General features: G+C 61.0%; 16 protein-coding genes. 4 read left to right on the forward strand and 12 right to left on the reverse strand.

The window, feature by feature from the left end; genetic code table 11:
- The 7 genes from VIH17_04920 to VIH17_04950 form a co-directional block, all read right to left on the reverse strand.
- Positions 1–331 (reverse strand): hypothetical protein (locus VIH17_04920; protein ID HEY4682575.1); only part of this gene is annotated, 331 nt, incomplete at its 3' end.
- Positions 321–950, reverse strand: a complete 630-nt coding sequence (locus VIH17_04925; GenBank protein HEY4682576.1) for a sigma-70 family RNA polymerase sigma factor — start codon at positions 948–950, stop codon at positions 321–323. The genes VIH17_04925 and VIH17_04920, both read right to left, overlap by 11 nt.
- A 134-nt stretch (positions 951–1084) precedes the next feature.
- Positions 1085–2620 carry a glutamine-hydrolyzing GMP synthase gene (guaA, locus tag VIH17_04930; protein HEY4682577.1) on the reverse strand — a complete coding sequence of 512 codons (1536 nt, stop codon included), beginning with the start codon at positions 2618–2620 and terminating at the stop codon, positions 1085–1087.
- On the reverse strand, positions 2617–3543 hold the full coding sequence (locus VIH17_04935) for a hypothetical protein (protein ID HEY4682578.1): 927 nt from the start codon (positions 3541–3543) through the stop codon (positions 2617–2619). Before VIH17_04935 ends, guaA begins: the two co-directional genes overlap by 4 nt.
- A gap of 5 nt (positions 3544–3548) precedes the next feature.
- The gene (locus VIH17_04940; protein HEY4682579.1) at positions 3549–4541 is read right to left on the reverse strand and encodes an NAD(P)-dependent oxidoreductase; all 993 of its coding nucleotides are present in this window, start codon (positions 4539–4541) and stop codon (positions 3549–3551) included.
- Positions 4542–4555: 14 nt separating this feature from the next.
- Positions 4556–7051, reverse strand: a complete 2496-nt coding sequence (gene leuS, locus VIH17_04945) for a leucine--tRNA ligase (GenBank protein ID HEY4682580.1) — start codon at positions 7049–7051, stop codon at positions 4556–4558.
- A complete protein-coding gene (locus tag VIH17_04950) occupies positions 7044–7940 on the reverse strand; it encodes a deoxyribonuclease IV (GenBank protein ID HEY4682581.1) in 897 nt (298 codons plus the stop codon). Before VIH17_04950 ends, leuS begins: the two co-directional genes overlap by 8 nt.
- Positions 7941–8112: 172 nt before the next feature.
- Between VIH17_04950 and aroF the strand changes: the two genes are divergently transcribed.
- Both aroF and VIH17_04960 read left to right on the forward strand, forming a co-directional pair.
- Positions 8113–9135, forward strand: coding sequence for a 3-deoxy-7-phosphoheptulonate synthase (gene aroF / locus VIH17_04955; GenBank protein HEY4682582.1), 1023 nt, complete (start codon positions 8113–8115; stop codon positions 9133–9135).
- Positions 9132–10292, forward strand: a complete 1161-nt coding sequence (locus VIH17_04960; GenBank protein HEY4682583.1) for a beta-propeller fold lactonase family protein — start codon at positions 9132–9134, stop codon at positions 10290–10292. The genes aroF and VIH17_04960 overlap by 4 nt, the downstream gene beginning before the upstream one ends.
- Before the next feature lie 6 nt (positions 10293–10298).
- Here VIH17_04960 and VIH17_04965 read toward each other — a convergent pair whose 3' ends face one another.
- Positions 10299–12488, reverse strand: a complete 2190-nt coding sequence (locus VIH17_04965) for a glycoside hydrolase family 57 protein (GenBank protein HEY4682584.1) — start codon at positions 12486–12488, stop codon at positions 10299–10301.
- A gap of 107 nt (positions 12489–12595) precedes the next feature.
- Between VIH17_04965 and VIH17_04970 the strand changes: the two genes are divergently transcribed.
- A complete protein-coding gene (locus VIH17_04970; protein HEY4682585.1) occupies positions 12596–14908 on the forward strand; it encodes an LptF/LptG family permease in 2313 nt (770 codons plus the stop codon).
- Between the two features lie 114 nt (positions 14909–15022).
- On the opposite strand, the gene ppdK is transcribed toward VIH17_04970, so the two are convergent.
- The 4 genes from ppdK to recO are packed head-to-tail and all read right to left on the reverse strand — an operon-like array spanning position 15023 to position 21739.
- Complete coding sequence (gene ppdK / locus VIH17_04975) at positions 15023–17704, reverse strand: pyruvate, phosphate dikinase (protein HEY4682586.1); 2682 nt, start codon at positions 17702–17704, stop codon at positions 15023–15025.
- A 38-nt stretch (positions 17705–17742) separates the two neighbouring features.
- Positions 17743–19908, reverse strand: coding sequence for a glycine--tRNA ligase subunit beta (gene glyS / locus VIH17_04980; protein HEY4682587.1), 2166 nt, complete (start codon positions 19906–19908; stop codon positions 17743–17745).
- Positions 19905–20933 (reverse strand): glycine--tRNA ligase subunit alpha, encoded by a 1029-nt coding sequence (locus tag VIH17_04985; protein ID HEY4682588.1) that lies wholly within the window; start codon positions 20931–20933, stop codon positions 19905–19907. The genes glyS and VIH17_04985 overlap by 4 nt, the downstream gene beginning before the upstream one ends.
- Positions 20930–21739, reverse strand: coding sequence for a DNA repair protein RecO (gene recO, locus VIH17_04990; protein HEY4682589.1), 810 nt, complete (start codon positions 21737–21739; stop codon positions 20930–20932). Before recO ends, VIH17_04985 begins: the two co-directional genes overlap by 4 nt.
- Before the next feature lie 137 nt (positions 21740–21876).
- On the opposite strand from recO, the gene VIH17_04995 reads away from it, so the two are divergent.
- On the forward strand, positions 21877–22839 hold the full coding sequence (locus VIH17_04995) for a carbohydrate kinase family protein (GenBank protein HEY4682590.1): 963 nt from the start codon (positions 21877–21879) through the stop codon (positions 22837–22839).
- Positions 22840–22844: the final 5 nt, after the last annotated feature.

Genomic DNA, 22844 nt, shown 5'->3' on the forward strand with positions numbered 1-22844 from the left:
CGGTCGTGTTCAAATAGATTGCCAGGATCAAAATGGCAACCGACAATCCCCACGCCAGCCGCCGCGCCCATGCTTCCATCGGGCCCCAGCGTCGCTCCTGTTCTTCCTGTTCCCGGATTTGGGCGCGCAAGCGAGTGTAAAAGCCAGGGGCCGGCTCAGGCGAATCAACAGCCAAAAGGCGCAGCATCCGCGACGCCTTGCGGGCGCGATGGACCAAAGCGCGGCAAGCCGGGCAAGTCGCGCGGTGGTTCTCCAGGAGCGCCACTAGTTCGCCGCCAGCCTTCTCTTCGAGCCAATCCTCAAGATGCTGATGAAACTCCCTACACTTCATGCTCACGCCCCTCCTTCCTGCGCCCCATGCGCTCGAGCGCCTTGGCCAGGCGCTCGCGGGCGCGAAACATTCGGACCTTTACCGTGTTCGGATTCATATCCGTTATTTCGGCGATTTCTTCCACCGAAAAACCTTCCACTTCCTTCAGGATCAAGAGCAGACGATCCTGAGGGGAGATGCGATCCAGGAGCCGAGCCACAAGGTCGGAGGCCTCGGCCCGGCGCGACGGAGCCGGCTCGCCGCGCTCTTCCTCGGCAATCTGCTCCAACCGCCGGAGCTGGTCGTCGTTAAGGTCGGCTTCATACACGAGGCGCCGCACTCGCTTCTTGCGCAGCCAGTCATAGGATTCATTGACAGCGATGCGATACAGCCAGGTGCCAAATGCCGAGCGGAAGTCAAAACGGCGCAGGGAGAAGTAGGCCTTGGCGAAGGCCTGCTGGGCCACGTCTTCCACATCTTCGCGCCGGCGCAAGAGGCGACGCACAATGGAAAAGACTCGGCTCTGGTGGCGGCGAACCAGTTGCCCGAATGCTTCCCACTCCCCGGCCTGGCTGCGTCGGACCAGTTCGGCTTCTGCATCCGGAGACTCGCTGCGAGGTGAAGCGACAGGCTCACTCACCCAGTCCCCTCCCTCGTCACTGGTACGACGCGCCTTGGGTGATTCCGGTTTCAAGATTCAAAGCTTTTTCATGGTTTCGGCCGACCGGCAACCCCTTTTTCCGACTTCTCAGGAATGGCATAGGGAGGGGGTTCTTATTCCCATTCGATGGTACTGGGTGGCTTCGAACTGATGTCCAATACAACACGGTTCACACCCTGGACTTCGTTCACGATGCGGCTGGAGATTCGCTCCAATAGCTCGCCCGGCAGTCTCGCCCAGTCGGCCGTCATGCCATCCTCGGAGTGCACGGCGCGAAGGGCCAGAGTATAAGCGTAGGTGCGCGAGTCACCCATCACGCCGACACTTCGCACCGGCAACAGGACGGCAAAAGCTTGCCACAATTTCTCGTACCAGCCAGCTTGCCGGATCTCATCGGTAAAAATCTGATCGGCTTTCCGCAAGATCTGAAGCCGCTCCGGCGTCACCTCGCCCAGGATGCGGACCGCCAAGCCGGGACCGGGGAAAGGATGCCGGCCGAGAATAGCCGCATCAAGGCCCAGTTCGCGGCCGACGGCCCGGACTTCGTCCTTGAAGAGGTCGCGCAAGGGCTCAATGAGCGCCAGTTGCATCACGTCGGGCAGGCCGCCGACATTGTGGTGCGTCTTGATGGTGGCGGAGGGGCCGCGAACCGATTGCGATTCGATGACATCTGGATAGAGTGTCCCCTGCACCAAAAAATCCACTTGGCCCAGTTTGCCGGCCTCCTCTTCAAATACCGCAATGAACTCATGGCCGATGCGAAGGCGCTTTTCCTCAGGCTCCACCACCCCGGCGAGGCGCGCGAGAAATCGGGCGGAGGCGTCCACGCCAATCACCTGCAAACCCAGACGCCCGAGGCGAGGAAGCATGGCGGCGAACTCTCCCTCCCGGAGAAGGCCGTTGTCCACAAAGAGGCAGGTCAACTGGTTGCCGATGGCGCGGTGAACCAGCGTGGCCGCGACCGTGGAATCTACCCCTCCGCTCAGCCCGCAAATCGCTTTGCCCTTCCCCACCCGCTGCCGAACACTTTCGACAGTGTGCTGGACAAAGTAACGCCTGTCCCAAGTCGGGCTGGCATGACAGATGGCAAAAACAAAATTGTGGAGGATGTCCGCGCCGCGGTCGGTGTGCTGGACCTCGGGGTGAAACTGGACAGCGTAGATCTGTTGGGCGGGATTTTCCATGACGGCGACGGCACTCTCGGTGGCGGCGACAACGCGGGATCCCGGCGGGAGACTGGCGACGTGATCGCCATGGCTGGCCCAAATGCGGAGCCTTTTGGGGAGACCGGCGAGGAGCAGAGAGGAACCGCAAATCTCGAGCTGTGCCGGGCCGTATTCTCGCCGCTCCGCGCGCTCCACTTTGCCGCCCAGAGTGTGGGCCAGCCACTGCAAGCCGTAGCAGATGCCGAGGATGGGGAGGCGCAACCCGAAGATTCCGCGGTCACAAACGGGAGCGCCGGGGTCGTACACCGAACCCGGCCCGCCAGACAACACAAGCCCGCAAGGCGCAAAGGCCCGAATCTCTTCGAGCGATACGGTGCACGGCAGGATGACGGAATAGACGCCTTGCTCGCGTATGCGGCGGGCGATCAATTGTGTGTACTGCGAACCGAAATCGAGAACGACAATGCCGCCGGGGATGCTCATGACGGCAGCTCCCCCGGCGCGGCCCCGGCCGGAGCCGGTTCTTGTCTTGTCAGCGCCAGATAGCCCGCGCTCTGGGCAGTAGCCAAAAAGCGACACGGGATCGAAATGAACAGCGCTGCCAGCGGCAGTGCCATCAAGACCGCTCTGCCCCTGTCCCAGTCAGGCAGAAAGCTCAGGAGAACTACCAGGAGCGATCCGATGAGAAAGGTTGCGCATCGCAGAAGGAAAAAGGTGGTGGCGAAGGCAAGAAAAGCGACCAGCGATTCGCCAAGATGCGACAGGCTGAGACCGAGCCCGGCGAGAAGATCGGTTTGCTCGCAAATGGCATAGGAGCGGCCGAGAGACAAGAGCCAGGAAAAAAATTGCCAGAAAAGGAGAATAGCAGCGATGCCGACCGAGCCGCTCAGAAATGAGGCCTGGCTAAAAAAGCGGTGGCTTCCCGGACGAAAAACCGCCCGGCCAAGGATGCTGTCGGCAATGAAAAGGCACAGGCCAGTCACCAGAAACCAGGCAGCGTGATAGGCAAGCATCACTCCGAAGTCTCCTGCCGTTGACCGCCGGGCGGTGCTTGCCAGATAGCCGACAAGCCATGTCCCGATGCGGGCCCTGACGGCCGAACCGACAATCCACCACATCAGGAAAGAGCCCAGCAAGCTGAGGGCTAAGGCCGTTTTGGCGTGAGCAGCGGCGGTTGAGAGAATGCTTACCAGGGTTGCGGCGACCAGCCAGGGCGGACCCGCCCGAAGATTGCGGATGTCAGCAGAACTGAGCGGGACCGAGTCAAGCCAGAGAGCAAGGGTGGCCAACGCAAGCACGCTGACCGCAGCCCAGAATCCCCAGCGCCAGGCGATTTCCACAGCGACGATGCGACGCTCGGACCAGGCGACGCGGAACCCTTTGCGGAAAGCGTCCCGAGACTCCATGATGGCTACACCACCCGATTCAAGGATACACCACGAGCCCAGGCTTGGATGTTCTCCACGGTCGTCACCAGAATACGCTGCAATGCCTCCCTGCTGTTGAAGGCGTTGTGAGGGGTATAGACGACATCATCGCGGCCGACGAGGACGTGGTGGCGAAGGAGGGTGCGCAGGGTTTCAACGCTCTGCTCAGAGTGCAGGAGCTGCTTCTCCTCGCGAATCAAATCTTCGCCTTCGAGGACGTCCAGCCCAGCACCGCCAAGTTGGCCTGATTCGAGAGCTTCGACCAGAGCGGCGGTGTCCACCAGGCTACCGCGGGCGGTGTTGATGAGGAGCGCGCCTCGCTTCATCTGAGCGAGCCGGGCCCGGTCGATGAGATGGTGATTCTCCGGCGAGTAGGGTATGTGCAGCGAAACGATGTCGCTCTCCCGAAGCAACTCGTCGAGCGCGGCATAGCGGAAACCGAGAAGATCGGCAAGGAAGCGATCCTGGCGAAGGTCGCAGGCAAGCACCCGCATGCTAAAGCCTCGGGCTATCTTGATCACGTGCAAGCCGATTTTTCCCGCTCCGATCACGCCGATGGTCTTGCCCTGAAGATCAAAGCCGGTGAGCTTGGCTAGATCCCACCGGCCCTGCCGGGCGTGAAGATAAGATTTGTGAACAAAACGCGACAGCGACAGGATGAGGGCGAAGGTATGCTCGGCCACCGTGTACTCGCCGTATGCCGGCACGTTGGCGACACTGATACCGCGCTGGTGGCACGCGGCGATGTCTATGTGGTCGACGCCGGTGGAACGGGTGGAGATGAGCTTCAGCCGGGGCATTTGCGCCATCGCCTGGTTGGTGATGCGGGACGAGATGAACACCGAGAGCACATCGCAGTCCTGAAACGAAGCCAGATTGTCAGGCCCTAACGCCCGCCCGTCGAACCGAAGTTGATGTTCGGACAAAGCTTCCGACAGATAGTTCTGTTCCCAGACCTCGAGCTCAAGAAAACCCATCTGCATAGCAGCAGTCAAGCGAGGACCATATTCACGAGCTTGTTCGGGACCACAATCGTTTTCAGCGGTCGCCTGCCTTCCATAAGGCGGGAGATGCGCGGATCGTTCAGGGCCCGCTCGATCAACTCGTCCTCTGCCAGGTCGCCCGGTACCAGAATCTTTCCGCGGAGCCGGCCGTTGATCTGAATCACGATCTCGAATTGCTCCTCCTGAGCAAGTTCGGCATCGTGTTTGGGCCAGGGTACGGCGGCCAGGCCGCCAGCATGCCCCAGCATTTCCCACAACTCTTCTCCCAGGTGTGGAGCAAAGGGAGAGATAAGGATGGCAGTGATATCCATCACCTGCTTCAAGATGCCCGGCGCTATTTCGTGATCGAGCGGCTCGGCGGCGTAAAGCTCGTTTACCAATTCCATGATGGCGGCAATCGAGGTATTGAAGTGCCAGCGGCCCTCAAAGTCGCGAGAAATGCGGCGGATGGTCTGGTGGGCCTTGCGCAGCAGTTTCCGCTCACGGGCCGAGATGCGCTCGGTGACCAGGGTGGCGGGGTCGTCGGCAGTTACCTGGCGCAAGGCCGGCGCATGCTTGGCAACGATCCGGAAAAGACGGTGAAGAAAGCGGTGAGCGCCTTCGATTCCCTGCTCACTCCACTCGAATTCCTTTTCCGGGGGGGCAGCAAAGAGGACGTAGAGACGGGTTGTGTCGGCGCCGTATTGCTTGACCATGTCATCCGGGTCGACAACGTTGCCGCGCGACTTTGACATTTTGACGCCCTTGTGGAGAACCATGCCCTGCGAAAAGAGGCGCGAGACGGGCTCATCGAGCCGGATAAGCCCCAGGTCACGCATGACTTTGGTAAAGAAACGGGCGTAGATCAGGTGAAGGATGGCGTGTTCGATGCCGCCGATGTACTGGTCAATGGGAAACCAGTAACTGACGGCATCGCGATTGACCGGCGCGGTGGAGATTTTGGCGTCGGTGTAACGATAGAAATACCAGGAGGAATCGAAGAAGGTGTCCATCGTATCGGTTTCGCGCTTGGCTGGCCGACGGCAGTTGGGGCAGGCAACATTCACAAATTCCTGCGACTCGGCCAGGGGGGAGTGCCCGCTGCCGGTGATCTCAACCACTTCCGGCAGGAGGACGGGCAAATCTTTGTCGGGCACGGGCACCACGCCACATTCGCCGCAGTAGATAACCGGGATGGGAGTTCCCCAGTAACGCTGGCGGGAAATGCCCCAATCCTTGAGGCGATAAATGGTCTCCGCCTTGGCAAAGCCGCGCGCCACCGCATCCGCTGTCATGCGAGCAATCGCCCGCTCCGAGGGCAGGCCGGAGTACGGGCCGGAGTTTACGGTGCGGCCATAAGCTTCAAAGGCTTGCTGCATGGTTTCCGCGTTCAAGACGCCATCCATCGGCTGGACGACTAAACGAACCGGCAGATGATATTTTTTCGCGAACTCGAAATCGCGCTGATCGTGGCCGGGAACGGACATGACTGCGCCGGTGCCGTACTCCATCAGCACAAAGTTGCCTATCCAAAGGGGCAAGAGGTCGCCGGAGAAGGGATTCGCGGTAAACTTTCCGGTAAACAGCCCTTCTTTCTCGAAGTGGCCAGTGATGGCGGCGCGACCGGCTTGCTGGCGCATCCGCTCGACTTGTTGCATCATGCGCGCGGCGCCAGCGACGCCAGCAAGGAGTCTCTCGACCATCGGGTGTTCGGGTGCCAACACAACGGCGTTCGCGCCATAGATGGTGTCGATACGGGTGGTGAAAACCTCCACGATGTCTTCGGACTTGGCGATTTTGAAGTGAACGCGCGCGCCGTGCGATTTGCCAATCCAGTGGCGCTGCATCGTCAGGACGCGTTCAGGCCAGCCGCCCTCGAGTTGCTTGCTATCCTCGAGCAACTGATCAGCGTAAGCCATGATCTTCAAGAACCATTGCTCGAGCTCCTTTTGCTCGACCGGGGTCTCTTCATGACGCCAGCAACAGCCGTCCACCACCTGCTCGTTGGCGAGCACAGTATGGCACTGAGGGCACCAGTTCACGCGGCTGCGTTTGCGATAGGCCAAACCCCGCTCCAGCATGCGCAAGAAGAACCATTGGTTCCAACGGTAGTACTCGGGCTCGCAACTGGAGATTTCCCGTTCCCAGTCGTAGCTGAAGCCAAAACGTTGGCACTGGCTGCGCATGTGGCTGATGTTGGCGGCCGTCCAGACGCGAGGATGAACCTTGTTTTGGATGGCCGCGTTTTCCGCCGGAAGACCAAAGGAATCCCACCCGATGGGGTGGAGGACGTTGAAGCCGCTCGAGCGCTTGAAGCGCGCCACCGCATCGCCAATCGAATAGTTGCGCACGTGACCCATATGCAGAACACCGGAGGGATAGGGCAGCATCTCCAGCAGGTAGTATTTCCGTCGGGAAGGATCGGGCCTGGCTTCAAAAAGATGTTGTTCCTCCCAAGCTTTCTCCCACTTCAACTCGATGGTCTGGGGATCATACTCAGCCACGTCGTGTACGGCTCCTCTGTGATTGTGTCCTATATGTCTGTCCGGCCAGCTTTTTGAGCGCGCGAACGTTGCGGCGGTCGTCGCCCTTGCGGTCAATCGGTGTTTCCAGAATAAAAGCTTTTCCTTCGAGAGCCGGGTGGTTCAACAGGCGACGGAAGGCTTCGAGACCGATCTTGCCGCGGCCGATATGTTGGTGCCGGTCAACGCGGGAACCGAGCGGCGCCTTGGAGTCATTGGCGTGGATGACGGGAACGCGAGTCAGCCCAATCAGACGTTCGGTTTCCCAGAGGGTCGTTTCCACGCCTTCCGGGGTGCGAATATCGTAACCGCTGGCGAAGGCGTGGGCCGTGTCCCAACAAACGCCGACGGGCAAATCGGCAGCCGCGTCCAAAATATCTCGCAGCTCTTCGAGCCGCGCGCCCAGCGAGTCGCCCTGGCCGGCGGTGTTTTCGATTAAAATTTGGAGGCCGTCGAGGGCGAGGGTGCGAACCGCTTCCCGCAGCGACTGGGCCACGTCGCGGATGGCCTGTTTGCGGTCGCCCCCCAGAGGACTGCCCGGGTGGGCGACCAGATAGTCTGCCCCGAGAGCCAGCGCCCGGCGCAGCTCATGGTGGAAGGCGTGGATGGAGCGGGAGCGGATAAGGGCGCTGGGGGAGGCAAGGTTGATGAGATAATTGTCATGGATAACGAGGGGAGAGAGTCCCCGCTCGGCGCGGCGATGGCGAAAGGTTTGCGCTTCGACGGTGTTGAGCTGGCGCGCGTCCCAAAGCCGCGGACTGGAAGAAAAAATCTGAAAGGTGTCACAGCCGAGTTGGTGCGCGGTTTCAATCGCGTTTTCGAGCTTGCCAGCGATTGAAGTGTGGATTCCGATTTTGACCTTACTGTTCACTCCTCTTCGTTGAGCGTATCCCCCAGCAAGTTTTCCAAGGACAAGTTCAAAATCGCTATGCTAACAGAGGGTGAAACGAGCGGTCAAGGAGAGCCGGTTGCTTCCGCCAAGTGGATTGGGCTAGACTCAAACCACCGCAGCGGAACCTGCGGGCACAGGTGAAGCCGACGCCATGTTAGTCGTCATGCAAGCCCACGCCAGCGAGGCGGAGGTGCGCGCGGTCTGCGAGGCGATCGAGCACCTGGGCTACCACGCACACCCGATCCCCGGCGCTACCCGGACGGCGATCGGGATCACCGGCAACCCCGGGGCCGTGGACCTCGGGAATATCGAGGCGATGCCCGGGGTGGTGGAGTGCATCCCGGTCAGCAAGCCCTACAAGCTGGTCAGCCGGGAGATCAAAGCGGAAAACACGGTGATCGAAATCGGCGAGGCGCAGATTGGCGGCCCCGGCATTGCTGTGATTGCCGGCCCTTGTGCCATCGAAAGCCGGGAGCAGGCCATGGCCATTGCCAAGGCGGTGAAAGCCGCCGGGGTAAAGCTGTTTCGAGGCGGCGCCTACAAGCCTCGCACTTCCCCGTACAGCTTCCAAGGGCTGGGTGAGGAGGGGTTGAAAATTTTGGCGGAGGTGCGCCAGGCGCATGGGTTGGGGATCGTCACCGAGGCAGTGGATAACGAGTCGCTCGACCTGGTCGAAGAGTACGCCGACGTGATCCAGATTGGGGCGCGCAACATGCAGAACTTCTCGCTTTTGAAGCGAGCCGGCAAAGCGAGGAAGCCGGTCCTGCTCAAGCGCGGCATGTCGGCCACACTGGATGAGTTTCTGATGGCGGCCGAATACGTGATGGCCGAGGGCAACTACCACGTAATCCTTTGCGAGCGCGGAGTCCGGACCTTTGCCGACCACACCCGCAACACGCTCGATCTCTCGGTGGTGCCAGCGGTGAAGCGAGTGAGCCACCTGCCGATCCTGGTGGATCCGAGCCACGGCACCGGGAGGCGCGACAAGGTCATTCCCCTCTCCCGGGCGGCAGTGGCAGTGGGCGCCGACGGGCTTCTCATCGAAGTCCACCACCAGCCCGACAAGGCGCTGTCCGATGGCATGCAGTCCCTCCCGCCGGAGCAGTTCGAACAATTGATGGTTGAGATCCGCCAGATTGCCAAGGTCATCGGCCGGGCGGCCAACGGCCAGTGAAACTGAATCCTCGCTTCCTCGTTCTAACTCTGCTGCTGGGGGTCTGGACAGCCATTCTGTTACTGCAGGAAAAAGCCCCCCTCATCCTGGAATCGAGCCAACGGATCTATGCCTTCGTGGCCAACCGGGACAGCAACAGTGTGACCGTAGTGGACCTACAATGGCTGCGGGTGCGGGCGGATTTGCCGACGCCGCGCGGTCCCTCCCAGCTCCGCCTTCATCCCAAGCGAAACGAGTTGTGGATACTGTGTTCCGCGGCCGATCAAATTGCTATTCTCGACATTGGGAGCCTGCGCGAAATCGCCCGCATCAGCGTGGGACGCGTTCCCGCCTGGCTTGAATTTTCGCCTGACGGCAACCACGCCTTTGTCGCCAACAGCAGCTCCGATTCTTTGACACGTATCGATGCCCGATCACGACGAGTGGTGGGGACGGTTCCCATAGGGAAAGAGCCGCGGCAACTGCGAGTGAGTGCCGACGGAAAACTTGTGGTGGTGAGCTTGGCGGGCGAGGACGGGATTGCCTGGGTGGAGGCGGCAACCGGCAAGAAGTTGGGGGCTGTCCGGGTGGGGAAAAAGCCCGGCGCGCTGGCCATCCTGCATGACGGAAGCAAAGTATTTGTGGCCAACGAAGCGGATAATCGAGTTTCGGTGGTGGACCTTGTGCACGGCGCCCTTTTGACCCACGTTCGCGTTGGCAAGGAACCGGCTGATCTGGTGCTCAAGGCCGATGGCGGGGAAGCCTACGTCCTGAACGCCGGCTCTCACACCGTGGCAGCGATCAATACCTGGACGAACGAGGTGGCGGATCAGATGCTGGTGGGTTCGCGACCGCTGAGGGGCCTGCTGGGATCAAAGAACACGCTTTACGTTGCCGACCCCGCCGCCAATCGGGTGATCGTCCTCGATGTCGGCAACCGGCAATGGATCAGCAGCATTCCGGTGGGGGAGGAGCCGGTGGCGATGGCACTGGCACCGGGTGAAGGGGTGCTGCTTGTGGTAGATCGTGGCTCGAACGATCTTGCCCTCATTCGGACGAAAAGCAATTCGCTCATGACGATGATTGCGGTTGGGCTTGGACCGGCAGACGTGGCGGTGCGGCTTTTCCGCGTTCAGCCGCGCGATGGCGGGGCAGCGGCGCTGAGGTCTTCGAACTAAACCTTCTCACAGGCTTGGCCAGGCAAAGGCTTCCGAGCCAAGCGACACTTCGATGGCGCCCGCGGCGGGGAGGGCGTCCAGGGGCAGCCCGGAATGCCAGAGTGACACGCCCATACGAAGAATCCCTTCAGCAGGGTTGCCAACGAGTTCACGGTTGAGCGCCACTTCGAGCACCTTGTCCAGGGCAGCCTCGAGCTGGTCTGCTTGGACCGGTTCGAAAACGCATCCTGTTTCACGGCGAAGGCCGGCAGAGGCGATCCGGCGCATCCGGATGTTGAGCAATACTTCAGTTTCTCGGGCGCCCTGTATGCTGAGGCGAAGCGAGCAGTCGTCGAGCCGGCACTCCCCTTGGGAAGAGAAATCCAGCCGCAAGTAAAGCTGGGTAGAGTCGAAGCCGTAATAAAGCGTCTGAAGACAAGAACGCCGACCATGCATCGCCGCCGAGCGCTGGTCGGCGCTATAGAGACCGGCCCCCAACCATTCGAAGTAGCTGGTGACGCGGCCATCTATCTTCGGCGAGATGTAAGCCGAGGGGAGCACCAGGAGGGCGCGGATGGGAGCGGTGGAAACCGGCTGGCCGAGGGCCTTGGGGACTACTTCCCCGAGCTGGTGGTAAACCTCGCTCAGAGATTGACGGTAGAGTTGATCAAAAATATTGGCCTGGCTGGTGGCGTGTTCCGGGCCGTACCACCAGCACCAATCGCTGCCTTCGGCGGCGAGCAGGGCATCCTGGGCGGCTCTTTGCCGTTCGGGCTCTAGTCCGACTTTCTGGGAGGCGCGCGAATAGAGGTCGCGGGCGTCGTTCAAAAGGTCCCAAGCACGAATATCATCGGCGTGGCCCATCCAGATGTTGAAGTTGGCGTTGATCCACGAACCGGGGACGATTCTATCGAGCAGCGGCTTTTCCGGGAATTGAGCCAGCGCCTCGGAAACCGTTACAGCGCGAATTTGCCGGTCATGTTCAAGGAGGCGGTAGAACTCGTCCAGAAACTCCCGGCCGTTGCGCGGATAGTATTCCCAGGCATTTTCACCATCGAGAATGATGCTAACGAGGGCGGAGCGGTCTCCCACCGACTGGCCGGCGCGGCGCACTCGCTCGAGGAGGTCGCGAGCAGCCGCTTTCGGCTCCATGCGGCTATAGACGAAGCCGACCAGGTCCGAAAGATAGTGATCGCGAAAGACCAAATTCAAGGTGTGCTTTCCATGGGCAAAGCGGTAGGGTGAATAGAGCTTCTGGGGCTCGACCGGCGCGCCGGCTGCGTCCCGGTGGAAGTCGAGCGCCAAGCTTCGGCCTAGCACACCCTCGTCGCTGGCTGCCCACTCGAAGCCGGTCTGGGCAATGATGGCGAGCGTTTCTTCCGAGACGCTGCCTTCCGAAGGCCAGAGGCCGGCGGGCCGGCGGCCGAACACCCGCTCGTGGAGCCGCTGGGCACGTAGTAGCTGCTCTTGTGCGTCTTCCGGGTGACGGAAGCGCCTAGCGGGCAGGGGAGACGAGGGATTGGACTCGCGGGCGGCATTTGAGTCGCACAGAAGGGGGAGGATGGGATGGTAGAAGGGCGAGGTGGAGATCTCCACCTGGCTGCGTTCTGCCGCGGCGCGGTAAGCAGGCAGCACACGATGCAATATCTCAGCTTGCTTCATTTTCAGAGTTTGCTTGTCGGCTTCCGTAAAGCCCCGGCCCCGGCGAGAGAGAGGCGCGATCAGGGGATCGCTTTCCAGGTAGATTTCGTCCATCCACGCCAACTGCCAGAGAACCTGCAGATCGGTCCAATCTTCCTGGGAAAACGGGGGAAGCGCAGCCCCGCCAGTGCGTACCCTCTCCGGCTTGCCACGAGCGCGACGTGAAAGCTCTCCATAGCGAGGCCAGCGCCGAAGAAGCCGTTCGTTGACCTGAAACGCCCAGAGGAGAAGCCGCTGTTTCCCCTCTTCTGTCATGTCCCTCGGGTCATCAAATGCGAGCTTATCGGAGTCGTCCATAAAATCACCGGAAGCATAATGTTCGAGCTGCTCGATGAGGGAGGGGACTAAATTGAACGTGACGTGGACGTTCGGGAAAGGTTCCAAACTGAGGACCATACCCAGATAATCTTTGAGCGCGTGGAGGCGGACCCAGGGAAGCAAATACCGACCTGAGGCCGGATCGCGATACGAGGGTTGGTGCATGTGCCAGAGAAGGGCGAGCCAGATAGGTTTCATCGAAGCTCCAACCACCGTTGAGGAGCGCGGGGCAGGCAACCGGCCGGTTGTTTCGTTTGTTGCGCTGCCGGGCTCTGGTAGAATCTGGCTGTCAGCGGCAAGAACCCATGAGACTTCTCTTTCGCCATAGCATGCGTGAAGCGGTAGCGCACGGGGTGATCGGGCTGATGGTATTCACGTTTGTCCTCCTCATTCCCCAACTGGTGCGGTTGATGGAACTGGTGGTGCGGCAGTCGGCCCCGCTCGAAGACATGGGCGTGCTCGTCGCCTGCACCCTGCCCGGGGTTCTGACCTTTGCGCTTCCGATGTCGGTGCTGGTGGGGATCTTGATCTCGCTCGGGCGAATGTCGAGCGACGGCGAACTGGTGGCCCTGCGGGCGACGGGTACCAGCGTTCGCCGGATGCTCAGCCCGGTCATGGCTTTCGGTACGGCTGGTGCGCTGTTGACGCTCGCCATGACGATATGGCTTGGCCCGGCGGCAGCTCGGAGATTCAGCGACCTGGAAGCGAAATTTCGGGCTAGCCAGGCAGGCTATGAGATTCAACCCCGCGTCTTCGAGGAGCGCTTCCCCAGTTTCATTCTCTACCTTCAGGATGTCGAGCGTGGCGGGACACACTGGAAAGGAATTTTTTTGGCGGATACTTCCGCTCGCGACCCCTCGCGGATTACGTTAGCGGAACAGGCGGTGGTTGTCAACGAACCAACAACAGGGAGGTTACAACTGCATCTCGCTGGCGGGGCTAGCCACGAATATTCGGACCGGGAACCGGAACGGTACCAGATCTCAACCTTTAGCATCAGCGACCTAGCCATCAGCGTGGGCAGCGGTACAACAGCCGGCCAGCGAGCCAGGCGCTTGCCCGAATTCGGACTGCAGGAACTTTGGCACCAGCGGCGGGGAGCCGCGTGGCGTGCGGCGAGCGTCGAACTCTACCGGCGCTTTGCCTTTCCGGGGGCCTGCCTGGTGTTCGCGTTGGTAGCGCTGCCGCTGGGGGCGCACGCGCACAAAGCAGGCCGAGCACTTGGTTTTGTTCTTACGCTGTTGCTGATTTCGGTCTATTACCTGATCTTTATCCTGGGCGTCGGGGCTGCACGCCAGGGGCAGATTCCGCCGGCGTGGGGAGTGTGGTTGGCAAACGCTGCTTTTACGCTGGTGGCATTGCTGGGGCTGGCAGGCATGGAGCGCGTCCCGCGGGAGGAAAGTTGGTGGGAGGAGCTGGAGGAGAAATGGCTGAGCGTACGCCGGTTTCTGCGCCGTTTGCGGCGGAGGCGCGCCCTAGCGGCCGCGCGGGGCAGTTCGCTCGCCGCGTACCAACCGGCAGTGGGATTTCCGTGGCTCATTGACCTTTATATTGTCCAGTCGTTTCTCTACCCCTTTGTGATTCTTCTCCTCGGGTTTGTGGTTCTTTTCAACACCTTCACTTTCTTCGAATTGCTCGACGATATCGGCAAGCACCAGATCTCCTGGGTCGTCGTGGCCAGCTACCTGCTTTATCTGACACCCCGATGGGTTTACCTCGCTACCCCCTTGAGCGCGATGGTAGCCATGCTGGTAAGTTTTGGCGGGCTAATGCGAAGCAATGAGATAACAGCGATGCGGTCGAGCGGAATAAGCCTGTACCGCGTGTCGGTCCCGATTTTGTTGTGTTGCGGGGCGCTGGCTGCGGGCCTTTTCGCCCTGGACGGAACTTACCTCCCCTACGCCAACCGGCGCCAAGATGGGCTGCGGAACCTGATCAAAGGTCGTCCGCCGCAAACCTATCTGCGGCCGGAACGGCGCTGGATCTTCGGCCAAGGCAACCGTATTTACAACTACCGGCTGTTTGACCCGGACGCAAATCTGTTCGGTGATCTCAATGTATACGAACTGGACCCAAGGACGTTTCAGTTGGCGCGGAGAATCTATGCCAGCCGCGCCCACTGGGAAGCAGGGATGGAGGCTTGGATCATGGAGCGCGGCTGGGTGCGCGATTTCGAAGGCGCGGAGGTTCGCTCCTACCGAAATTTTTCGGGGGACACCTTCAGCGAACTCGCCGAGCCACCGGCCTACTTCAAGAAAGAGGTTCGGGAGTCGTCGCAGATGAATTGGTGGCAACTCGAGAACTACATCAACGATTTGAAGCAAGCGGGGTTTGACACAACGAGGCTGACGGTGCAATGGCACAAGAAGTTTGCCTTTCCGATCCTCACCGTCATCATCGTGCTCCTCGGGGTTCCCTTCTCGTTTAGCGCCGGACGGCGGGGGGCCCTCGGCGGCGTTGCTCTCGGATTGCTCCTGGCGATCTTCTACTGGTCTATTTCAGGGTTGTTTGAGGCGATGGGAGCTGTGGGCCAGTTACCAGCGTTGCTGGGCGCCTGGTCCGCCGACCTGATCTTTCTGTTTGGCGGTCTCTATCTCTTCCTGCGCATGCCAACTTAGGGCTTGAAGGCCGCGCGGCGCCGCCCGGTGAGGTCACGTTGGAGCCGGCCGGCAAGTGGTCTTTCCTGTTCCCGAAGCACAGCGAGCAGATTGATACAGGCGGCTGCCTTTCTGCTAAGCAGTGCTGGTGGATGGCTGGCGATCTTTGAACTTATCTCTGACGGCCGCTTGGGCGGCCGCCAAACGGGCAATCGGCACACGGTAGGGCGAGCAGCTCACGTAGTCGAGGCCGACCCGATGGCAAAATTCCACTGAAGCCGGGTCGCCACCGTGCTCACCGCAGATACCTACCTTCAGCTTGGGGCGGGCCGCCCGGCCCTGCCTGGTGCCCATCTCCACCAGTTGGCCGACGCCACTCTGATCGAGCGTGGCAAAAGGATCTTTCTCGTAGATGTTCATGCGAACATATTCGCGGATGATGCGTGGGCTGTCGTCACGTGAGAGGCCCAACGTCATTTGAGTGAGATCATTCGTGCCGAAGGAAAAGAATTCGGCCACTTGGGCAATCTCAGCGGCGGCAAGAGCGGCGCGAGGCAACTCAATCATCGTCCCGACCAAATAGTCAACTCGCATTCCCTTCTCTCTGAAGACCTCTTCCGCTACCTTGACCACGATCTGTCGTTGAAGTTGGAGTTCCTTCGCGTAGCCGACGAGCGGAATCATTACCTCAGGTATTACTTTAACTCCTTGTTTGGCCAGCAGGACTGCTGCCTCGAAGATGGCACGCGCCTGCATGGCCGAAATCTCCGGGTAAAGAATGCCCAACCGGCAGCCGCGCAAACCAAGCATGGGGTTGAACTCGTGCAACTCCTCGACGCGGCGAAGGAGCTTTTTAAGGCGAGGCAGCTTCGGGCTTTTCTTGCGCTTGGCTTCCAGTTGCGCAATCTCCACCATGAGGTTTTCCCGCTTGGGCAGGAATTCGTGGAGAGGAGGATCCAAGAGCCGGATAGTGACGGGGTAGGGACTCATGGTACGCAGGAGTTCGACAAAATCCTTCCTCTGCATGGGGAGCAATCGCTTGAGCGCGCGGCGGCGTCCCTCATCCGTATCGGCCAAAATCATGGCCTGCATGTGAGGCAGGCGGTGCTGGGCAAAGAACATGTGCTCGGTCCGGCAGAGCCCGATGCCCTCGGCGCCAAAGCGGCGAGCCGCTAGGGCATCGCGTGGGATATCAGCGTTGGCTCGGACGCGGAGCTGGCGCGCAGCATCGGCCCACTTGATGAACTCGGCGAAGTCGCCGCTGGAGGCGTCCGGCTCGATGGTTCGGGCGCGGCCAAGGAATACCTCCCCGGTGCCGCCATCGAGCGAAATCCAGTCGCCTCCAACGAGGCTTCTGCCGGCTAAAGTCAACCGGCGATTCCTTTCGTCAATGTGGAGGGCCTCACAGCCCGCTACACAGGGCTTGCCCATGCCACGCGCCACCACCGCAGCGTGGGAGGTCATGCCACCCCGAGCGGTGAGGATGCCAACCGCCGCCTCCATGCCGTGGATGTCATCCGGCACGGTCTCCGCCCGAACCAGGATCACGGGCGCTTGCTTTCCGCGAGCGGCCGCCTCGTTAGCAGTGAAGACGATCTGGCCGACGGCAGCCCCCGGTGAGGCGGGCAGGCCCTTGGCGAGCCTATTGAGTTTCTGCGAGAGATCAATGACGGGATGGAGGAGTTGGTTCAACTGATCGGGTTCGACCCGCAAAAGGGCTTCCTGGGGCTCAAGCAAGCCCTCGTGGACAAAATCTACGGCAATCTTGACAGCGGCCTGCCCGGTGCGCTTACCGGTGCGTGTCTGAAGCATGTAAAGCCTGCCATCCTGGATGGTGAACTCAAAATCCTGCACGTCGCGATAATGCTGTTCCAGCCGGGAAGTAATGCGGTGGAGCTGGTCGAAGACTTCGGGCATGATTTTCTTGAGGTCGCTGATGGGGAGGGGGGTGCGAATGCCGGCGACGACGTCTTCTCCCTGGGCATTGAGCAAGAACTCGCCATAGAATTCTTTGGCGCCGGTGGCGGGATTGCGTGTGAATCCGACGCCCGTGCCGGAGCGGTCGCCCAAATTGCCGAAGACCATTGCTTGAACGTTCACCGCTGTGCCGAGGCCGTCAGGAATGTTGTAGAGCCGGCGGTAGGTCACGGCGCGGTCGTTGTTCCAGGAGCGGAAGACGGCGTCGCGAGCCATGCGTAGCTGGTTCAAAGCATTCTGAGGGAAGTCCTGACCCGTCCTGGTGCGGATCAATTTCCGGTAGGCAGCGATGACCTGCTCGAGACCTTCGGCGGACAGTTCCGTGTCGGTTCTAGCGCGACGCCTCCGCTTCACGCGGTCGAAGATCGCCACAAACGCACTTTTCTCGATATCGAGCACCACATTGCCAAACATTTGGATGAGGCGCCGATAACAATCCAGGGCAAAGCGGCGATTGGAGGCGCGGCGGGCAAGGCCCTCGACGCTCGCGTCATTCAGACCGAGGTTGAGGATGGTGTCCATCATGCCGGGCATGGAAAACTTGGCCCCCGAGCGTACGGACACAAGCAGCGGATTGTCTGCTCCGCCCAACTTCTGACCCTGGACACGCTCCAGGCGGGCAACGGCTTGCGCTATCTCTTGCTCGAGGCCGCTTGGGATCCGGGCGCCGTGTTCGATGTAATGTCGGCACGCCGACGTAGCGATGGTGAAGCCCGGCGGCACGGGCAGGCCGGCGTTGGTCATCTCAGCGATGCCGGCGCCTTTGCCGCCCAACAGGTCCTTCATTTCGCCATTGCCTTCGGCTTTGCCTTCCGCGAAGAAATAGATGAAGCCTTCCATGCTGGCCTCCTGGCCCGTTCAATACTTAAAGTAAAACTTCATCTGGTTGCCGCCGGCTCTTTGGTGGCTGGAACGATTTCGGAAAAATCGGCTATCGTCGAAAACTCGCGCAGCAGCGCAGCCAGCAGGGTGAGCCGATTCTTTTGAAGATTTGCATCCGGCGACATAACAAGCACCGTGTCAAAAAAGCGATCCACCGCCGGCCGCAGGCTGGCGATCAGTTCGAGCGCCTGGCGGTAGCGCCTAGACTGCTTGAGGGGCACGACCCGATCGCGCAGTCTCAGGAACGCTGTATAGAGTTCCCTCTCCGCCGTCTCGCTGAGCCACTCGCGGTTGATCTCCGGCAACTGCCAATTCTCGGCCGACTCTGCCTTGTCCAGGATGTTCCGGATGCGTTTGAAGGCGACCGCCAGGGGCTCAAAGTCTTCGGTCGGGCGAATGTCACGCAACGCCTCCAGACGAGCATCGGCGTCCACCACGTCTGCGAGACCAGCCCGAAGGACGGCGTTGACTTCATCGTAGGCGAACCCACGAACGTCGCGAAAGATGTAGCGCGCCCGTTCTTCGAAGAACTTGAGGACGGCCACGAGGGCTTCTTCTTGCGGGCGAGGGAGCGATCCCTGCGCTTCCAGTTGGCTCAACGCAAAGGCGCTCAGCTCAGGCAGGGCGAGGTGCAGCCTCTTGTCGAGCAGCACCCTCAAGGACGCCTGCGCCTGGCGGCGGAGAGCAAATGGGTCGCTTGAGCCCGTGGGCTCCAGCCCGGCGCCGAAAAGGCCCACCACCGTGTCCATTTTGTCGGCCAAGGAAACGATTGCTCCGGTCAGCGTGCGAGGGCAAGGGTCGTCAGGACTGGCGGGTAGATAGTGGTCGTCGATGGCCAAGGCGACCTCTTCAGATTCGCCCTGCGCTCGGGCGTAAAGTCCTCCCACCTGCCCTTGGAGTTCAGGGAATTCCCCGACCATTTGCGTAGTCAAGTCACACTTGGCGAGCAAGGCAGCGCGATCGATAGCTTCAAGCGAGACGGAGGGATGTCCGGCGGCAAGCAGGGTGTGGCCCATCCAGCGCGCCAGTCCCCGCATGCGATGCATCTTGTCGCCATAGCTGCCAAGCCGCGACTCGAATGTCATGTGGTCAAGAATGGCCACCCGCGCGGCCAGGGTTGGCCGCTGGTCCGATTGCCAGAAGAAGCCGGCGTCGTCAAAACGCGCGCGCAGGACACGCTCGTGATTTTTGGCGATCCGGCCGCGATCGCGGTCGAGGTTAATCACAGCCACGAAGTGAGGGGCCAGGCGGCCACGGCGATCGGTCACGGCAAAGTACTTTTGGTGATCTCGCATCACGGTGATCAGGATCTCTTCCGGTAAAGCAAGAAACTTGGGGTCAAAATTTCCGAGAATCGGCGTAGGAAACTCGTTGAGGTAGAGGATCTCTTCGAGCAAGGCGGCATCAGGGCGCAACCGGAGACCACGAGCTTCAAGTAACCCTTGAAGTCTCTCTTCGATGCGCGCTTGTCGTTCGCCGGGGTCGATAAGGACAAAGCTCCGGCGCAACCGAGTCAGGAACTCATCCGAACTCTTTACCTGGATGGGCGAGGAGGCAAGGAAGCGATGGCCGAAGGTAACGGCACCGGCAGGAACATTGCCGAAAGAAAAGAGCAGGGGTCTTCCATCGAGGAGCGCCAGGAGCCAGCGGACGGGCCGAATGAAGCGTGGACCGGATTGCTCAGCCCAGACCATCGACCGGGGAAAGTCAATTCTGGCAATCAAAGCAGGGAGGATTTCGGCAAGGACGCGAGCCGCCGGTTGGCCTGGAGCGAGGCGGACGGCGGCGATGTACTCACCCTTGGGGGTCTCGACCACTTGCAGGTTTGCGACCGGGAAGCCATGTTTGGCGGAGAAACTTTCTGCCGCGCGGGTTGGCTTGCCGCGGGCATCGAAGGCGAGATGGCGGGGCGGGCCGATGAGCTCTTCCCGGCGGTCGGGCTCACGAAGGGCGAGATGGCGGCAACGGGCGGCGAGCCGGCGAGGCGTGGCAAAGAGCTCGACCGGCGCGGAATCGAGCAAACCGTGGGCAGAGAGGGCTTCTTGCAAGAGTTCCCTGAAGCTCGCCACGGCGCGGGGAAGCATGCGCGCGGGGATCTCCTCACAACCAATTTCGAGGAGAAAGTCGCCATAGCGGCGGGAAGCAGGGGCTGGTCGCTTCATCCGGCCACCTCGGGAGAAGGGCGGGCGGTTGTCGGCGCGCCGACCTTTTGCTGCTCTTTTGGCAGCACCGGTTGCTGGACGGGTTGTTGAGCAGCTTGCTGCACGAGGTAAAAACGGGCCACCCGGCAGGCGATATCTCGAACGCGGCCGATCAGCGCGGCGCGCTCGGTAGTGGAAATGGCACGCCGGGCATCGAGCAGATTGAAGAGATGCGAGCACTTGAGGCAAAGGTCGTAAGCGGCCAGCAGCGGGAAGCGTTGCCGGGCGCCGGGCTCCGCCGGGAACCCCTCGAGCAACCGTTTGGCCTCGCCCTCGGCCAGCTCAAACATCTTCCGCGCGGCGTCGGTATCGGCCGCTTCGAAGCTGTAGAGAGAAAAGTGGAGCTCTTCGGCCTGGCGCACCTCCCCGTAGGACACTTGATCGCTCCAGCGCAAATCGTACACGCTATCTACACCCTGGAAAAAAGCGGCAATGCGCTCGAGGCCGTAAGTCAATTCGACCGAAACGGGATTGAGATCCATTCCCCCGCACTGCTGGAAGTAGGTGAATTGCGTGATCTCCAAACCGTCCAGCATCACCTGCCATCCGATTCCCCAGGCGCCGAGCGTGGGCGATTCCCAGTTGTCTTCCTCGAAGCGGAGATCATGCTGGCGGAAATCGATGCCGAGGGAGGCGAGACTTTCCAAATAGACATCCTGAATCTCGGACGGGGGAGGTTTAAGTATTACTTGAAGTTGCATGTGCTTGTAGAGGCGATGGGGATTCTCGCCGTAGCGCCCGTCGGTCGGACGACGAGAGGGCTGGACGTAGGCAACGCGATACGGCCAGGGGCCAAGGACGCGAAGGAAGGTCTCCGGATGCATGGTGCCCGCGCCCACCTCGACATCGTAGGGTTGCTGGAGTACGCAGTTGCGCTCGGCCCAATAGCGAGAAAGAGCAAGAATGAGATCTTGAAAGTTTTTGGGGGGCAAGACGCGGGCACGGTTCGTGCGAGGCCTGGCGGACTTTGAGGGGGTGGGTCTCAAGAATTCTCCAAGGCACTTATCAGGGCGCGGGTGCGAAGCTTGCGCTCGATGTGGTGTTCAATGACATCGTCGAGGAAAGCGTCGAGGTCGGAGCTAGTGGTACGCGTCCAACCGCGCCAGTCGAGCTTGGCCAGCGGATGGCCCAGCATCTCGCGCGCCCGATCAAGGGAGAGGGCCCGCAGGGAACGCATTCCGGGCACGCGGCACCTGATGCAGGCGATCTTTCCCCGAACGGGGTGGGCAAAGGCTGGCGAAGAGCGAAGCGAGGCTCGACAGCGGCCGCACAGGTCGAAGTTGGGAAGCCAACCGGCCAGGCGTGTCATCCAGAGGCGGAAGTAGGTGAGCGGCAACCAAGGCTGGCGCGTCTGTTTCATGGCAGCAAGGACCATCAACAGCAAGCGGTATTCAGGGTCGGACACCTCGCGGTCGGGGAGCAGAGCGTCAGAGACCTCGGCAAGGTAGGAAAGGGCGAGGTTCAGGGAGTAGTCGTTTTGTAGCTCGACGAAGGATTCAATGAGCTCGGCCTGGCTCAGCCGCACCAGCTCTCGCGTCTCGCGCTCGTAGAACCAGACACGGGAACGAGAGAGCGGTTCGAGCGTCGAACCAAAGCGACTCTTGGGGCGGCGGGCGCCGCGCGCCACGCCGCGGAGCTTGCCGAAGCCACGCGAGAAGAGCACGGCAATGCGGTCCGCCTCGCCGAGGGGGTAGGTTCGGAGCACAATCACCTCTGCTTCTTGGAGCGACATGAAGGAAGTCGGCGCGTCGACATGGGCGACAGCCGCCAGCACAACGTTTCTACTTATCACATGAACTTTCAGGAAGCAAATGCAACCTAAGCAAGATTATGTTAACCAGTCCGAGGGGCGCGAGAAAAATTATCAGACGCCCCCCGCTCCTCCTTTCGTATGGCAAGAAGGGTTCTTTTTCGTTAGAGTGCAGCGGGATGAGAGCAGCCACCGCGTGGGACATTGTCGGCATCGGGCTCAATGCCATGGACGTGATCATCGAGGTGCCGCATTATCCCGCATTCAGCTCGAAGATCGAATTTGAACGCGCCGAAGTTTTTCCCGGGGGCCAAGTGGCCACCGCCTTGGTTGCCTGCCAACGGTGGGGGTTGAGGACGCGCTACGTGGGTCGCATCGGCGACGACGAGTTAGGCCGGCTGCAGAGGACGAGCCTGCTCGAAGCGGGCGTTGAGATCTCCGAGCTCAGGGTGGTTCCGGGCTGCCCATCGCAAAGCGCCTACATCGTCGTGGACGGCAGATCGGGTGAGCGAACCATACTCTGGCGGCGAGATCCGAGGTTGGAGATTCCTCCCGACGAGCTTTCGCGGGAAGTAATTTGCTCCGGGCGGCTGGTACACGTGGACGGCCACGACACGGAGGCGGCGGCCCGGGCAGCGGGATGGGCGCGCGAACAAGGAATCCCCGTGACGGCGGATGTTGACAACCTTTATCCGAAAGTGGAGGCGCTTCTGGAGCGCGTCGACTATCTGGTCAGCTCTTCCAGTTTCCCCTCCAGGCTGACCGGGATTGCTGATCCGCTGGGGGCGTTGCGCAAAATACAGGAAACCTATGAGCAACGCTTTACCGCATGCACTCTCGGGGCGGACGGCGCTGTGGGTTACGACGGTCGGCGCTTCTGGTACTGCCCGGCTTTTGAAGTCGAGTGCGCCGACACGACCGGCGCCGGTGACGTATTTCACGGGGGATTCGCCTATGCCCTGGTGCAAGGCTGGTCGGCAGAAAGGGCAGTCGAGTTTGCCTCAGCGGCGGCGGCTCTCAATTGCACCGCTCGAGGCGCTCGGGGCGGCATCGCATCCAAAGAGGCGGTGGAAGAACTGATGCGAGCAGGGCGATGGAGGGGCGTAAAATGGCCGGACTGGCTATTGAGGCAGCGGGGCTGAGGGCG

The sequence above is a fragment of the Candidatus Acidiferrales bacterium genome (assembly GCA_036514995.1).
In the GTDB taxonomy this organism is placed as follows: domain Bacteria; phylum Acidobacteriota; class Terriglobia; order Acidiferrales; family DATBWB01; genus DATBWB01.